Here is a 13,380-nt window from a genome sequence, read left to right on the forward strand (position 1 = left end):
AAAAAGCCCCTCGTTAATGCCAGGCGGCCGGCCTTCACGCTTTTTCAACCATGATTGGCGAAAATGCCTGCTATTCGGCCGGACCGTGTTTCCCGTCGACAGCGTAGGGTTTGGGTAAATGCGTGAGTTGCCGCAAGGTCTGTCGCTGCCGCACAATGGCGACGCAATCGAAACCGAAATACAGCTTTCCCGTCGCACGGTGCTGTCCGGCGCCGGTGCGCTGGCGCTGCTCGGCATCGCCGGCTGCAGCCAGACGCTGGATCTGCCGTCGCTCCAGCTCGACGACGTCACCACCGGCTCGATCCGGCCCATCCGTCCGAGTATCAGCGTCGACAAGAACATCACCAGCCCCGACGTGATGTACGCTTCGCTCACCGACGGTGGCTTCAATGTGCCGGAAGTGCCCTATCTCAAGGTCAAGCCGGAGTTCCGCCGCCAGATCGTCGTCGATCCGACCGGCGAGCAACCCGGCACGATCGTCGTTCACTCGCAGGAACGGCTGCTCTATCTGGTGCAGCCCGGCGGCGATGCGATCCGTTACGGCGTCGGCATCGGCAAGGACGGGTTCCGCTGGTCCGGCCGCGCCAACATCCAGTACGGCAAGGAATGGCCGGTCTGGACCCCGCCGCCCGAGATGATCGCCCGCAGGCCGGAACTGGTGAAATGGCAAAGCGGACAGCCGGGCGGCCTCGACAATCCGCTCGGCGCGCGTGCCCTCTACATCTATCAGAACGGCAGCGATACCGGCTATCGCATCCACGGCTCGCCCGAATGGTGGAGCATCGGCCAGGCGATGTCGTCGGGCTGCGTGCGGCTGATCAACCAGGACATCATCGATCTCTACAGCCGCGTCTCCAAGAAGAATCCGGTCGTCGTCGTCTGACCGGCGGCCAAGGCTCGAGCGATTACTCTGCCGGCTAGCGCTGCACACCCATGTACTACAATTTTGTGCGAATTCATGCGACGCTTCGCCTTGCCCAGCCATGTCCGCTCGCGTGACTGACAAGTTTTGGGAGATCGCGACATCGTTGCGCTGATCGAGGCGAGCGAAGCGGAGAAGCCGACCATGCGTGGTCCCTGCAAGAAGCAAGAAAGCAATTGATGCCGATTGTCAGGATAGCCGAACTGGAAATCGATCCTAAGCAGATCGGCAGCTACAGGGCCCTGCTTGCCGAAGAGATTGAGGCTTCTGTACGCGTCGAGCCGGGCGTGCTTTTCCTTCATGCGGTGGCAGTAAAAGGCACGCCTGAAAAGGTGCGCGTGATCGAATGCTACGCCGATCAGGCGGCCTATGAGGCCCACCTGACCACGTCGCACTTTCTCAAATACAAGGCGCAGACGGCGAGTATGGTCAGGTCACTTCGGCTCATCGAAACGGATCCTATCGCGCTGCAGGCGAAGAGTGGCCCGATTTCAAACTGACCCACTGCCTCTGCCGTTGCGCGATGCCGCAAGACAGGCGAATGTGCCTGCGATTTTCACCGCCCGGGAGACGTGAACAATGGCCGGAACTTTTGTCATCGCGCAAGGCGGCGGCCCGACCGCCGTCATCAACCAGACCGTGGTGGGCGCCACGCTCGAAATCCGCAAGCGGCATCCCGGCGCCAAGGTGCTTGGTTCCATCCACGGCGTGCGCGGAATTCGTGACGGCAATTACGTCGATCTTTCCGCCATCCCCGAGGACCGCCTGCGGCTGATCGCGGCGACACCGAGCGCCGCGCTTGGTTCGACGCGCGACAAGCCGGATGCCGCCTATTGCGACCTCATCCTCAACGGCTTGAAGAACGCCGGCGCCGATGCCTTCATCTATATCGGCGGCAACGACACCTCGGGCACGCAGCAGATCCTCACCGACGCCGCCGGCGGCAAGATCGCCTTCGTCCACGCGCCGAAAACCATCGACAACGATCTCGAGGAGAACGATCACACGCCCGGCTTCATGTCGGCGGCCGAGTTCGTCGCTGGAGCATTCCTTTCGGTCGATCTCGATTTCCGCGCTCTGCCGGGCATCTATGTCGGCATCGTCATGGGGCGGCATGCCGGTTTCCTGACGGCCGCGTCCGCGGCCTGGCAGCTCGATCAGGACAGCGGCCCGCATCTCGTCTACGTGCCGGAGCGGCCGTTCTCCGCGGCGGGCTTCATCGACGACGTTCGTGCAACGCTCGACCGCCACAAGCGCTGCATCGTTGCCGTCTCCGAAGGCGTCAGCACCGCCGACGGCAAAGCGCTGGTCGAAAGCCTGGTGCCGCCGGAAAGGCTGGAGCGCGACCAGCACGGCAACGTCAAGCTGTCGGGCAGCGACCTGCCGGCAGCCTTGGAGCGCGCGCTCGCCGAAGGATTGCCGGGCAAGCGGGCGCGCGTCGATGCGCTCGGCTATATGCCGCGCGGCTATGTCGGCGCCATCAGCGCGGTGGACGCGCAGGAGGCCTTCGATGCCGGTGCCTTCGCGGTCACGGTGGCCGACGAGGGGGGCGGTTCGGTGGCGCTGCAATATGACGGCAAGAAAACCGTGCTGAAGAAGGTGCCGCTGAAGAACGTCGCCGGCAAGACGCGCCATATGCCGGATGATTTCATGCTGCCGGATGTCAACCGGCTGTCCGATGCGGGGATGGCCTATCTGAAGCGGCTGGTCCCGCAAAAGTACAAGGTCGGCAAGCCGTTCGTCTGATGCCGGCCTTGATCTGATGGACAGCTGGTTCAGCAAAACCATCGTCGACGCCAAGACGACGATGCTGACCGAGCCCTTCGTGCACGAATTCGTGCGCGCCAACATCTGGCATCTGCGCGGCCGCGATGTCGACCTGCTGGTCGACACCGGCATGGGGATCTGCCCGCTGGCGCCGCAGATCGACACGCCGTCCGGCAAGCCGCTGCTCGTCGTCGCCACGCATATCCATCTCGATCATGTCGGTTCGCTGCACGAGTTTCCGTTGCGGGCAGGGCCGCGCCACAGCGCCGCACAGTTCGACAGCATGGATGAAGCGGTGACCTACGCCTACATGTTCCATGATCTGGAAGGCGCCGTCTCCAGGCTGCCGGCAAAGGGCTGGAAGGCGGCCGATTACAGGATTCAGCCGGCGCCTCTGGCCCGGACCCTGGACGAGGGCGATAGGATCGACCTCGGCGACCGCCAATTCCGCGTCCTGCATCTGCCCGGCCACTCTCCGGATTCGATCGCGCTGTTCGACGAGGCTGACGGCCTGTTCTTCGCCGGCGACGCCATCTACGACGCCATGCTGATCGACGACCTGCCGGATTCGGATCGTGCCGCCTATCGCCGCACGATGCAGCGCCTGCTCGAGCTGCCGATCCGCATCGGCCATGGCGGTCATGGACCGAGCTTCGACGGCAGGCGGATGCGCGAGATCGCCACCACCTATCTCAGCCGGACCGACCGGAAAGGCGAATAGGAGGCCTCGGCTGAGGCGGCGCAAATCTGAAGCGATTTGTCTTGCGCAGCTATTTTGTTCTTGCTTTGTGCCGGCAGCTATGCTAGTAATCTGGGTATGGTGCTGATTCGCCCCAATGACCCGCCGCAAGGCGGGTTTTTGTTTTCGGGTTTCGGCGCCAGCCCGGCAAGGCGGCTGCCAGCCGGAAATTAAATCTTCGTAATATTATCTGGAAACCACGATCGGCGCCCTAGATGCGGGGCTGTCGATCCGGTCGGCCGCCGTGCCAGGCGAGACAGGCAAGGCCGACACGCCGATAGAGCATTCCGGTGACGGAACGCTGCGGCGCCCGATCAATCTCTCGCCCGGACAACGGCCATGTCACCAATCCAGACCCTTCGCAGACATCGCGTCGCCGCTCTGCTGGGCGCCGCGCTGATCGTCAGCCCCTTCGCCCTGCCCCTCGCTCCCAGGCTGAATGATGTCCTGGCGGCAACAGTGACCCCACCTGTCACCGGAATGACGGCGCCCAGCGGTTCGTTCGCTCCGGTCGTGGCGGCCGACAAACCGGCAGTGGTGACCATCGCGACGGTCATGAAAGTACAACAGCCGGACACCATGAGCGACGCCTCTCCCTTTGGCGGAACCTCGCCTTTCGACGACTATTTCCGCCATTTCTTCGATGACCAGGGACAGCCCGCCCCCAAGACACCGCCGGAACAGGCGCCGCGCACCGAGGCCCTCGGCTCAGGCTTCATCGTCGGCGCCGACGGCACCATCGTCACCAACAATCACGTCGTCGACGGCGCCCAGTCGATCAAGGTGACGCTCGACGACGGCACCGAGCTTCCCGCCAAATTGATCGGTCATGACGCCAAGAACGATCTTGCCGTGCTCATGGTCAAAGCCGGCAAGCCCTTGCCGATCATCAAATGGGGCGATTCCGACAAGCTCATGCCGGGCGACCAGGTGCTCGCGTTCGGCAATCCTTTCGGCCTTGGCACCACGGTCACGGCCGGCATCGTCTCGGCGCGCGGCCGCGACCTGCATAGCGGGCCGTTTGACGACTTCATCCAGATCGACGCACCGATCAACCGGGGCAATTCCGGCGGCCCGCTAACGGATGTGAACGGCAATGTCGTCGGCATCAACACGGCGATCTTTTCGCCGAATGGCGGCAGCGTCGGCGTCGGCTTCGCCATCCCCTCGGACCAGGCGCAAAAGGTCGTCGCCAAGCTGATGAAGGGCGGCTCCATCCAGTACGGTTATCTCGGCGTCCAGATCCAGCCGGTGACGCCTGACATGGCGAGCGCCATCGGCCTCGATCACGCAGCCGGCGTGCTGGTCGCGCAGGTCAGCGACGGATCGCCGGCCGCCAAGGCCGGCATCGAGACCGGCGACGTCATTACCAGTTTCGCCGGCCGCGACATAAAGGATCCAAGGGATCTGTCGCGCACCGTCGCCGACGTTGCGCCCGGCACGAGGGAAACCCTCAATGTCTGGCGCCAGGGGCAAAGCCTGCAGATCTCCGTCGAGGTCGGGCGCAACGAAGACGACATGGCAACGGGATCGGTGACCAGCGATCGGCGTCAGCCGTCGACGGAGCAGGGCCTTCGCGCACCGGCGCTCGGTCTCGGCCTGATGGACGTCACCCCGGATGTGCGCCAGGCAATGAACCTGGCAGGCAACCAGCACGGCGCGCTGGTCGAGCGCGTCGACCCGAACAAGGCGGCATCGGCTTCCGGCATCCAGCCCGGCGACATCATCGTCGCCGTCGACCAGCATCCGGTGAGGAACGCCAGGCAGGCTAACCAGGCGATTGTGCAGGCTGCCAAATCTGGCAAGAAATCGGTGCTGCTGCTTGTCGAGCGTGGCGACGCCCAGATGTTCGTCGCCGTCCCCTTCGCCAGTGGCTGAAGCGGGCGCCGCGCTGCCAAGATCGATGTAGAGCATTGCCGCCAGGCCGGAGCCAAGATTTCGGTTGCCCGCGCACGCGTCTTCGAGAAAACTGACAAAGGTCGATTGGACCTTGCGCAAACGGATATTCTCGATGGTTACCCGAGGCTTCTCTTCCGGACGAAAGCCGCCGACGGATACGGATGCACGTATCCCGCCGGGGCAATATCTCGAGCAAGGTTTCCCGGTCCTGTCGGCCGGCCCGACGCCGCATGTCCGCACCGAGGATTGGTCGTTTACGCTTAAGCACGGGCCGCGGCCGATCAAGAAGTGGAACTGGGCCGAGTTCAACGCGCTGCCCTTGACCAAGATGACGCGCGACATCCATTGCGTCACCGCATGGACCAAGTTCGACACCGCGTGGCAGGGCGTGCTGGTCGACGACATCCTTGCCGACGCCGGCATCGAGCCGCCCACCGCCTTCACGCTGGCGCTGGGTTTCGACGGCTATTCCACCAATGTGCCAACGAAGGATCTCACCGGCGGCAAGGCGATGGTGGCACTGCTTTACGAGGGCAAGCCGATCACCCCCGATCATGGCGGCCCGGCCCGGCTGCTCGTTCCGCACCTCTATTTCTGGAAATCGGCCAAATGGCTGAACGGGTTGCAGTTCACCGAGCGTGACGAGCCGGGTTTCTGGGAATTGCGAGGTTATCATATCTACGGCGATCCGTGGCGCGAGCAGCGCTACACGAACGATCCATGAGCGACGCACCGGCGGCGCAGTCGCCCTGGCAGACGGTCACCATCACCCGCATCCAAAAGCGCACGCCGCGCGTCACCAGCTTTTTCCTGCAGCCGTCGCGGCCCTTCGTCTACCATGCCGGACAGCATGTCGATGTCAGGTTGACAGCGCCGGACGGCTATCAGGCGCGCCGCTCCTACTCCATCGCCTCGGCGCCGGAGACCGGCGAGACCATCGAACTGGCGATTGAAAAACTCGAGGACGGCGAGGTCTCGCCGTTCTTTCACGAGATCGCGGCGGTGGGCGACGAGGTCGAATTGCGCGGGCCGCTCGGCGGCCATTTCGTCTGGTCCGACGGCGATGGCGGACCGCTCCTGCTCGTCGGCGGCGGGTCGGGCGTGGTGCCGCTGATGTCGATGGTCCGTCACCGGGCGATGCGGGGATCGCTGGTCGCCGCCACCTTGGTGTTTTCGGCGCGGGTCTGGGACGAGGTGATCTTTCGCGACGAGTTGATCGACCTCGCCGAGCGCCGGGATGGCTTCGACCTGGTGCTGACGCTGACGCGCGAGCCGGCCCGCCGTCCGGCAGATCATGCGCGGCGGGTCGACGCCGCGATGATGGTGCAAGCCATGACGAGGCTGCCCGCGCCGCCGAAGCTCGCCTTTGTCTGCGGCTCGAACGCATTCGTGACGGCCGCCGCCGAGGCACTGATCGATGCCGGGGTGCCTGCGGCACTCATCCGCACCGAACGCTACGGGGTCTGACCGGTTCTGCTTGCCCGGTTGCTGCCTTTGTTGGGCGGCATAAAGCAGGCCAAAAGCAGCCGCAACGCCGACGCCGCGTTTGGCCGAAATGGTTAACGATTCGACAAAGAGCCTCGGCTGCGACTTTTGTCGGTTTAAAAAATCGAACCGAACGGTTCGTTTCTGTTGACAATGCGTGCAGGACGCTGTGAACGCTGCCTCCCCAAGTCACCTTGCAGCCAGACCGATACTATGGGCTATCTACTTGATATTTAGCAATAAAATTGTGGCGAAGGGAATCTCTTGCACAATTTCAAGGTGTAGATTCTTGGTCCACACCAAACAACTTCGTGATTGGAAACTGGCCATCGCCTTTCCCACATCGGGGCTGTCCGAACGACGCGAATTCCTCCCAAGACACGCCGCTGGACGGACGGAAAAACTGAGATACTGGAGTACTAAAATGAAAAAGATCGCTCTTGCCGCCGTCGCCGTTTTGGCCATCACCGGCAGCGCCTTCTCTGGCAGCGACAACTTTGGTTCCAAGGGTGCGAACCAGCCTGCCGCTTCGGTCGACAGCTCGTATACGGCTTCCATTCAGAAGCCGGCTCATGCTGACCAGCAGCCTGTCCAGGGCGCCGACCGTAACCTCTTCGGCAACAACTAACAGTCGATCCCAGCATCAGGGCGGCGGGCATATCCGCCGTCCGGGGATCTGAAAAATTCAGGAGTATTAAGATGAAAAAGATCGTTCTTGCTGCCGCCGCCGTTTTGGCCATCACCGGCAGCGCCTTCGCGGGCAGCGACAACTTTGGTTCCAACGGAGCCAACCAGCCTGCTGTCTCGGTCGACAGCTCCTACACGGCTTCCGTCAAGACGTCGGACCAGGCTGAAAAGCAGCCGGTTGTCCAGGGCGCCGACCGTAACCTCTTCGGCAACAACTAACAGCCGATCCCACCATCAAGGCGGCGGCATGCCCGCCGCTTGATTTCGAAAATCCAGGAGTACCCAAAATGAAAAAGATTGTTCTTACTGCCGCCGCTCTCTTGATTGCCGCCGGCAGCGCTTATGCCCGCAACGACAATGTTGGCGGGACCGACATCAACAAGCAGTCGACCGTCAACGTCGACAACACGCAGACGTATTCGGTACGTGACAGCAACTCGCCGATCTACAAGCTGCTGAACTCGTCTGGCGATGTGCCCAAGTCCGCGCCTCAGGGCGCCGACCGCAACCTCTTCGGCAACAACTAGAGCAATTCCAGGAAAAGTGTGAAACGGTTTTCCGTCCGGAATTGCTCCAAACAAAGAGATAGAGCGGTTCGGCGTTCCGTGAAACGATGAATCGCTCTAACGGCCGAACTGGAATTCCAGACAAGAGCGGCGGGCCATGCCCGCCGCTCTTGTTTTTTGCATGGCGGAAGAACGCCTGCTTCAAGCCGCCTTTGCTTCTGCTTCATGGAGCGCGAAAGAGCGCCCGTCCGCGTCGAAAATATGCAGGTCGCCGGCGTCCGCCGTCAGCCGCAGCGTCGCTCCGCGCTTGACCTCGACATTGCCCGGCAGCTTGGTCACCAGCGGCAGGTCGGCGCGGCCGATGTCGACATAGACGAGCTGGACCTCGCCGAGCTGCTCGACGTAATCGACCGTCCCTTCGAACAAATAGTCGGCGCCGGTGGCAATCATCAGATCCTCCGGCCGCACCCCGAAGCTCACCGCAGCGCCTTTCGCCGAGGCAGGCGTTGCGATCGGCACCGTCGCCTTGCGGCCGCCGACATGGCTGACGACCGTCGGGTTGCCGGTCTTGTCGATCGTCGCCGGCAGGATGTTCATCGCCGGCGAGCCGATGAACTGGGCGACGAACAGATTGCCGGGCCGCTTGTAGAGCTCCATCGGCGTGCCGACCTGTTCGATATGGCCTTCCTTCAGCACTACGATGCGGTCGGCCAGCGTCATCGCCTCGACCTGGTCGTGGGTGACGTAGATCATCGTTGTGGCCGGCATCGACTCCTTGAGCTTGGCGATCTCGATGCGGGTGGCGACACGCAGCGCCGCGTCGAGGTTGGATAGCGGCTCGTCGAACAGGAAGACCTTGGGATTGCGCACGATGGCGCGACCGATGGCGACGCGCTGGCGCTGGCCGCCCGACATCGCCTTGGGCAGACGGTCGAGATATTTGGTCAGCTGCAGGATCTCGGCCGCCTGGCGCACCCGCTTGTCGATCTCGGCCTTGCTTTCCTTGCCGATCTTCATCGAGAAGGCCATGTTGTCGTAGACGGTCATGTGCGGATAAAGCGCATAGGACTGGAACACCATGGCGATGCCGCGCTTTGACGGCGGCACGTCGTTGACGATCTCGCCGTCGATCTTGAGCTCGCCCGAGGTGATCTCCTCCAGCCCGGCGATGCAGCGCAGCAAGGTCGACTTGCCGCAACCCGAGGGGCCGACGAAGACGATGAATTCGCCCGACTTTATGTCGAGGTCGACGCCGTGCAGAATGTTGAGATTGCCATATGATTTCCTCACTTGCCTTAGCGTGACATCGGCCATGGTGTACCCTCCAGTTCTTCCTTGAATTCAGTCGATACGCCCGAACCAGGCGCCGTAGCCGCCGAGGCGGATAGTGCCGGCGCCAGTCTGTCCCGAAAACCCGTGTCCCGGCAAGGGCTGCAATGAGCGGCCGCCAAGATCGACTTCGGCCGGCTTTGCTCCGAGATTGAAGGCGCAGACGATCTGCTCGTTGCTTTCACGGCGGGTGAAGGCGACGGTGTCGCCCTCGCTTTCGATGAACTCGATATCACCCTTGGCCAGTGCCGGATGGGCGCGGCGGAAAGCCAGGAAGCGCCGGTAGTGCTCGAGCAGCGAGCCGTCGTCGCCTTGCTGCACATTGACGGCTTGCGCAAGGTGCTTGCTGGGCACCGGCAGCCAGGGCTTTGCCGTCGAGAAGCCGCCATTGCGGGCGGCGCCGTCCCAAACCATCGGCGTACGGCAGCCGTCGCGTCCCTTGAATTCAGGCCAGAAGCGGATGCCGTATGGGTCCTGCAGATCCTCGAAGCTGAGCTCGGCCTCGCTGAGCCCGAGCTCCTCGCCTTGATAGATGCAGACCGAGCCGCGCAACGACATCAGCAGCGCCGAGATGACCTTGAGGTAGGCGGTCGGGTCGGGCTCGCCGGCTGCCCAGCGAGAGGCGGGACGCATCACGTCATGGTTGGAGAAGGCCCAGCACGACCAGCCGTCGCTGGCCACCTTGCCGAAGGTTTCCAGCACCGAGCGTACCTTTGCCGCGCTGATCTTCTCCGGCGCCAGGAAGTCGAAGGAGTAACACATATGCACGCGCTTGCCGCCGGCCGTATAGGCCGCCACCACTTCCAGCCCACGCTGCGAATCGCCGACCTCGCCAACCGCGGCCGTCGCCGGGTATTCGTCGAGCAAGGCGCGGAAGCGTTCGAGGAAGCCGAGGTTTTCAGGCCGGCTCTTGTCGTAGAGATGGTCCTGGTAGTTGTAGGGGTTGACGGCCGGCGCCGTCTGGTCGTTGCGCTGCTCGGGCGGCAGCGGCGGATTGTCTTCCAGGCCTTGGCTGTGGAAATAGAAATTGATGGTATCGAGGCGGAAGCCGTCGACGCCGCGCTCCAGCCAGAAGCGGGTGACGTCGAGCAGCGCGTCCTGGACCGCGCGGCTGTGGAAATTGAGGTCGGGCTGCTCGGCCAGGAAATTATGCAGGTAATATTGCTGGCGGCTGGTGTCCCACTGCCAGGCCGAGCCGCCGAAGATCGACAGCCAGTTATTGGGTGGCGTGCCGTCCGGCTTGGCATCCGCCCAGACATACCAGTCGGCTTTTGGATTGCTCCGGCTCGAGCGGCTCTCCTTGAACCAGGGATGGATGTCGGCGGTGTGCGAGAGCACCTCGTCGATCATCACCTTGAGGCCAAGCCGATGCGCCTCTGCGGTCAGCGCGTCGAAGTCGGCCAGCGTGCCGAACATCGGATCGACGTCGCAATAATCCGACACGTCGTAGCCAAAATCCTTCATCGGCGATTTGAAGAATGGCGAGATCCAGATGGCGTCGACACCGAGCGAGGCGATGTAGGCCAGCCGGCCGATCATGCCCCTGAGGTCGCCGATGCCGTCGCCGTTCGAATCCTGATAGCTGCGCGGGTAGATCTGGTAGATCACGGCACCTCGCCACCAGTCGCGATCTATAGCGAGATCTGGCTTCGGGGTGGCCTTCAAAGCGGATTGCATGATCTCAACCTCCTTTCACCGAGCCGGCAAGCAGCCCGCGGACGAAATAGCGCTGCAGCGAGAAGAACACGATCAGCGGCACGATGATGGTGACGAAGGCCGATGTCGTCAGGATCTCCCAGTCGCCGCCGCGCGAGCCGAGCAACGCATTGAGCTTGGCGGTAAGCACGATCTGGTCGCCCTCGGTACCAAGGAAAACCATCGCCACCAGCAGATCGTTCCACACCCAGAGAAACTGGAAGATGGCGAACGAGGCCAGCACCGGGAACGACAATGGCAGCACGATCTTGACGAAGATCTCGAAATCGCTGGCGCCGTCGATACGCGCCGACTCCATGATCTCGCGGGGCAGGCCGGCGATATAGCTCCTCAGAAGATAGATGGCGAAAGGCAGGCCGAAGCCGGTATGCGCCAGCCAGATGCCGAGATAGGTCTTCGACGGCACGCCGAAGAAGCTGCCGACGCCGTTATAGAGCTTCAACAGCGGAATCAGCGACATCTGCAGCGGCACGACCAGGAGGCCAATGATGACGGCGATGAGCAGGGCCCGGCCGGGAAAGCGCATCCAGGCCAGCGCGTAGGCGGCGAACGCGGCGATCAGGATTGGAATGACGGTCGCCGGAATGGTGACGGTCAGCGAGTTCATGAAGGAGCGGCCGATGCCTTCCGAAAACAGCACCGAGTCGTAATTGTCGGTGGTGAATTTCGGCGGCGCCGACGAGGCGTAATAGACGCGCTGGCCGCGTTCGCCTTCGAAAGCCTTCGGCGAGGTCATGACGAAACTGCCGTCGGCATTGAGTTGCAGGATCACGCCGTCGCCGAGATCGGCTGTCGTGCCGGCGGGATATTGCGTCGGCGCTGCCGACTTGACGCCGAAGGCGCTGATGTTGCGGGCCGGACCGTCGCCGAAGACATTGCCTTGCAGAACGAACTTGCCGTCCTTCTCGACTTGCGCCGAGGCGGGCGGCAGCCGTCCGGCTTCCGTCTGGCTGGAACTGGTGAACGAGTTCCACCAGCCCGAAGCGATGATCTGATCCTTGTCGCGCAGCGACGAGACCAGAATGCCGAGCGTCGGAATCGTCCAGATCGCAACGAAGATGAAGACGGCGATATGGACGCCGAAACGGCTGACAAAGGACTTTCCGGTCGACGCGGCCATCTCAATGTCCTTCCGTCTCTTTGTTCGCCTGGCGGATGTTCCAGACCATGATCGGAATGACCGCTATCATGATGATGATGGCGATGGTGGCGCCGCGGCCGAAATCGCCGCCGCCGCGGAACATCCAGTCGAACATCAGATTGGCCAACACCTGGCTGTTCCACTGGCCGTTGGTCATGGTCAGCACGATGTCGAAAACCTTCAGCACCAGGATGGTGATGGTGGTCCAGACCACGGCGATGGTGCCCCAGATCTGCGGCACCATGATCTTCCAGAAGATCTGGAAAGGGTTGGCGCCGTCGATGACGGCGGCTTCCAGCGTCTCTTCCGGAATGCCGCGCAAGGCCGACGACAGGATTACCATGGCAAAGCCGGTCTGGATCCAGATCAGGATGACCATCAGGAAGAAGTTGTTCCAGAACGGCAGCGAGATCCAGACCTGCGGCTGGCCGCCGAAATACTGGATGATGGCGTTGAGCAGACCGATCTGCGTCTGCCCGTCGCCGCGATATTCGTAGATGAATTTCCAGATGACGCTGGCGCCAACGAACGAGATGGCGAGCGGCAGGAAGATCAGGCTTTTGGCGATGGTGCCCCACCAGATCTTGTCGGTGAGCACGGCGATGATCAGCCCGAGGAAGGTGCAGGCGGCCGGCACCACCGCCAGCCAGATGATGTTGTTGAGGATCGAGTTGCGGAACTCGCGGTCGCCGAACGCCCATTGATAGTTGGCCAAGCCGACGAAATGGGCGCCGCCGCGATCGAGGAACGACAGCCTCAGCGTCTCCACCACCGGGTAGATCAGGTAGATAGTGAGGATAATCATCGCCGGGCCGACGAACAGCCAGGGTCGGATCACCCCCTGCCGGCGCAGATTGTTGATCGCCGCCTTGCCGGAAACGCCGCGTGCCGGAAAGATCGTGTCGAGTGCCTTGTTGGCGCCCCAGAAATAGGCGACGCAGCCGCCCACGCCGATGATGATGACGAATATCGCCGAAAAAATCTGAGCCGCCATGGGTCCCTCCCCCTGCGCACGGATCCGCCAGTCGAGAATGGCTTTGGCGACGGGATCATGCGCCGATTCAGTTGTCTGGAGCGCGACCAGCCGGAAAGCAGGTCACTGGGCGCGCGTCATGCCGGAATGCATTGTGCTCACGACAATCGACGCGACGCCAAGCACCGGATAAGGTCCGGGCCGTTTGAGGCCCGG

The 13,380-nt window shown here is 62.7% G+C and carries 14 protein-coding genes; 10 read left to right on the forward strand and 4 right to left on the reverse strand.

The window, feature by feature from the left end; genetic code table 11:
* Positions 1 to 118 precede the first annotated feature (118 nt).
* The 10 genes from NKJ32_RS03390 (at position 119) to NKJ32_RS03435 (ending at position 8,026) form a co-directional block, all read left to right on the forward strand.
* Entirely contained in the window at positions 119 to 883 is a 765-nt protein-coding gene (locus NKJ32_RS03390) for a L,D-transpeptidase (protein ID WP_352701680.1), read from the forward strand.
* 218 nt (positions 884 to 1,101) lie between these two features.
* On the forward strand, positions 1,102 to 1,422 hold the full coding sequence (locus NKJ32_RS03395) for a putative quinol monooxygenase (protein ID WP_023680233.1): 321 nt from the start codon (positions 1,102 to 1,104) through the stop codon (positions 1,420 to 1,422).
* A gap of 79 nt (positions 1,423 to 1,501) precedes the next feature.
* Entirely contained in the window at positions 1,502 to 2,668 is a 1,167-nt protein-coding gene (locus NKJ32_RS03400; RefSeq protein ID WP_023680232.1) for a diphosphate--fructose-6-phosphate 1-phosphotransferase, read from the forward strand.
* Positions 2,669 to 2,684: 16 nt separating this feature from the next.
* A complete protein-coding gene (locus NKJ32_RS03405; RefSeq protein WP_352590860.1) occupies positions 2,685 to 3,410 on the forward strand; it encodes an MBL fold metallo-hydrolase in 726 nt (241 codons plus the stop codon).
* A 357-nt stretch (positions 3,411 to 3,767) separates the two neighbouring features.
* Positions 3,768 to 5,306 (forward strand): DegQ family serine endoprotease, encoded by a 1,539-nt coding sequence (locus NKJ32_RS03410; RefSeq protein WP_023680230.1) that lies wholly within the window; start codon positions 3,768 to 3,770, stop codon positions 5,304 to 5,306.
* 133 nt (positions 5,307 to 5,439) lie between these two features.
* On the forward strand, positions 5,440 to 6,051 hold the full coding sequence (locus NKJ32_RS03415) for a molybdopterin-dependent oxidoreductase (protein ID WP_023680229.1): 612 nt from the start codon (positions 5,440 to 5,442) through the stop codon (positions 6,049 to 6,051).
* Complete coding sequence (locus NKJ32_RS03420; protein ID WP_023680228.1) at positions 6,048 to 6,794, forward strand: FAD-binding oxidoreductase; 747 nt, start codon at positions 6,048 to 6,050, stop codon at positions 6,792 to 6,794. The genes NKJ32_RS03415 and NKJ32_RS03420 overlap by 4 nt, the downstream gene beginning before the upstream one ends.
* 442 nt (positions 6,795 to 7,236) lie before the next feature.
* Entirely contained in the window at positions 7,237 to 7,440 is a 204-nt protein-coding gene (locus tag NKJ32_RS03425; protein WP_023680227.1) for a DUF680 domain-containing protein, read from the forward strand.
* Positions 7,441 to 7,511: 71 nt separating this feature from the next.
* Positions 7,512 to 7,718 carry a DUF680 domain-containing protein gene (locus tag NKJ32_RS03430; protein WP_023680226.1) on the forward strand — a complete coding sequence of 69 codons (207 nt, stop codon included), beginning with the start codon at positions 7,512 to 7,514 and terminating at the stop codon, positions 7,716 to 7,718.
* Between the two features lie 68 nt (positions 7,719 to 7,786).
* On the forward strand, positions 7,787 to 8,026 hold the full coding sequence (locus NKJ32_RS03435) for a DUF680 domain-containing protein (RefSeq protein ID WP_023680225.1): 240 nt from the start codon (positions 7,787 to 7,789) through the stop codon (positions 8,024 to 8,026).
* Between the two features lie 180 nt (positions 8,027 to 8,206).
* Here NKJ32_RS03435 and NKJ32_RS03440 read toward each other — a convergent pair whose 3' ends face one another.
* From NKJ32_RS03440 to NKJ32_RS03455, 4 genes are read right to left on the reverse strand one after another with little or no spacing between them, the layout of a single operon-like run.
* Positions 8,207 to 9,319 (reverse strand): ABC transporter ATP-binding protein, encoded by a 1,113-nt coding sequence (locus tag NKJ32_RS03440; protein ID WP_023680224.1) that lies wholly within the window; start codon positions 9,317 to 9,319, stop codon positions 8,207 to 8,209.
* Between the two features lie 27 nt (positions 9,320 to 9,346).
* The gene (gene bglA, locus NKJ32_RS03445; RefSeq protein ID WP_352697178.1) at positions 9,347 to 11,011 is read right to left on the reverse strand and encodes a beta-galactosidase BglA; all 1,665 of its coding nucleotides are present in this window, start codon (positions 11,009 to 11,011) and stop codon (positions 9,347 to 9,349) included.
* 4 nt (positions 11,012 to 11,015) lie between these two features.
* The gene (locus NKJ32_RS03450; RefSeq protein ID WP_352701678.1) at positions 11,016 to 12,170 is read right to left on the reverse strand and encodes a carbohydrate ABC transporter permease; all 1,155 of its coding nucleotides are present in this window, start codon (positions 12,168 to 12,170) and stop codon (positions 11,016 to 11,018) included.
* 1 nt (position 12,171) lies between these two features.
* On the reverse strand, positions 12,172 to 13,185 hold the full coding sequence (locus tag NKJ32_RS03455; RefSeq protein WP_023680221.1) for a carbohydrate ABC transporter permease: 1,014 nt from the start codon (positions 13,183 to 13,185) through the stop codon (positions 12,172 to 12,174).
* Positions 13,186 to 13,380 lie beyond the last annotated feature (195 nt).

It is taken from the genome of Mesorhizobium sp. M0159 (assembly GCF_040322295.1).
GTDB lineage: Bacteria > Pseudomonadota > Alphaproteobacteria > Rhizobiales > Rhizobiaceae > Mesorhizobium.

Coding starts and splice junctions, on each gene's coding strand:
- NKJ32_RS03390 (WP_352701680.1), top strand. CDS start 119: ATGCGTGAGTTGCCGCAAGGTCTGTCGCTGCCGCACAATGGCGACGCA.
- NKJ32_RS03395 (WP_023680233.1), top strand. CDS start 1,102: ATGCCGATTGTCAGGATAGCCGAACTGGAAATCGATCCTAAGCAGATC.
- NKJ32_RS03400 (WP_023680232.1), top strand. CDS start 1,502: ATGGCCGGAACTTTTGTCATCGCGCAAGGCGGCGGCCCGACCGCCGTC.
- NKJ32_RS03405 (WP_352590860.1), top strand. CDS start 2,685: ATGGACAGCTGGTTCAGCAAAACCATCGTCGACGCCAAGACGACGATG.
- NKJ32_RS03410 (WP_023680230.1), top strand. CDS start 3,768: ATGTCACCAATCCAGACCCTTCGCAGACATCGCGTCGCCGCTCTGCTG.
- NKJ32_RS03415 (WP_023680229.1), top strand. CDS start 5,440: ATGGTTACCCGAGGCTTCTCTTCCGGACGAAAGCCGCCGACGGATACG.
- NKJ32_RS03420 (WP_023680228.1), top strand. CDS start 6,048: ATGAGCGACGCACCGGCGGCGCAGTCGCCCTGGCAGACGGTCACCATC.
- NKJ32_RS03425 (WP_023680227.1), top strand. CDS start 7,237: ATGAAAAAGATCGCTCTTGCCGCCGTCGCCGTTTTGGCCATCACCGGC.
- NKJ32_RS03430 (WP_023680226.1), top strand. CDS start 7,512: ATGAAAAAGATCGTTCTTGCTGCCGCCGCCGTTTTGGCCATCACCGGC.
- NKJ32_RS03435 (WP_023680225.1), top strand. CDS start 7,787: ATGAAAAAGATTGTTCTTACTGCCGCCGCTCTCTTGATTGCCGCCGGC.
- NKJ32_RS03440 (WP_023680224.1), bottom strand. CDS start 9,319: ATGGCCGATGTCACGCTAAGGCAAGTGAGGAAATCATATGGCAATCTC.
- bglA (WP_352697178.1), bottom strand. CDS start 11,011: ATGCAATCCGCTTTGAAGGCCACCCCGAAGCCAGATCTCGCTATAGAT.
- NKJ32_RS03450 (WP_352701678.1), bottom strand. CDS start 12,170: ATGGCCGCGTCGACCGGAAAGTCCTTTGTCAGCCGTTTCGGCGTCCAT.
- NKJ32_RS03455 (WP_023680221.1), bottom strand. CDS start 13,185: ATGGCGGCTCAGATTTTTTCGGCGATATTCGTCATCATCATCGGCGTG.